This is a genomic window from Gilliamella apicola, assembly GCF_003202915.1.
GTDB lineage: Bacteria > Pseudomonadota > Gammaproteobacteria > Enterobacterales > Orbaceae > Gilliamella > Gilliamella apicola_Q.
The window spans coordinates 1-1,126 of the sequence record NZ_QGLP01000018.1 but is presented as its reverse complement, the minus strand read 5'-3'; the positions used below and the strand labels follow the sequence as shown (position 1 = coordinate 1,126).

Genomic DNA, 1,126 nt, shown 5'->3' with positions numbered 1-1,126 from the left:
AGCAGGATATTTTAAATGACCAGCTTATCTTGTCGGGCAAAAAACTAGATATAATAAGTCAACAATTAACCAACAGTGAAAAGGGTGAAATAAGTAGCGACTTACTGAATTTAACACACGATACATTGACCAATTATGGTTTAATCGACGGTACGGTGACTGACATCAACGCCATCACATTAAATAATTTAAATACCGGTAAAATTTATAGTGATGATTTACAAATTGATGTACAGACACTCAATAACCGAGCCAACACCGAGCATGCGCCGGTCATTGCTGCTCGTCGTGATTTTAAGCTTAATGCAAAAATCTTAAACAATTATAGTCATGCTTTACTCTTAAGTTTAGGCAAATTTAAAATTAATGCTGATATTATTAATAACCATTCAGCACGTATTGAATCGTCAGATGATATGACGATTTATGCAAATAAAATTAATAATATTAATGATAATTTTAAAACAGAATTAGTCAAAATTAGCCAACAACATAAATTGGAGTTTGCTTTTTATAATAGTAATAAACGATACAGTGGTAATAATTATAAAATTAAGAAAGGACATGGTAAGAAGAAATACCCGACATTGATTGCCTATAATGAAGATGGCACAAGTCGTTCACATTATAAATATATTGAATACAATTACACCCAAAAACATTACCAAACCCAAATCACTGAAACAGAGCCGGCTGAAATTATATCAGGTAAAAATTTACTGATTGATGCGAATCATGTTATCAATAGCAACAGTAAAATCATTGCAGGTGAAGCATTACAACTATCGGTAGGATTATTAGATAATATATCCACTAAAGGGATAGATCGTGTAACTGATAAAGGCTATCAAATTCGTCATGATAGAAAATGGCATGGTGGAACCAAAAGAAATTATTCCTCGTACACGCGAACAACGAAATTTAACAATATAGTTGAAACCAGTTTAGACTTAGATGCGGGTAAAATTGCTGAACATCAGTTTGTTTCAAGCACTACAGTCAATACACCTGAGAAAAGTCAAACAGGGATAATAGTTGACAGCAGTGACCGTCAAATAGCACAAGTTAATGCAATCAGCACCATTGAGTCAAATTTAACCCTACCAGATAACAGTTTATATACGGT

General features: G+C 32.9%; 1 pseudogene. It reads left to right on the top strand.

The features are described 5' to 3' along the window. Positions 1-1,126, top strand: a pseudogene (locus tag DKK79_RS14325) (hypothetical protein); the annotation flags it as partial.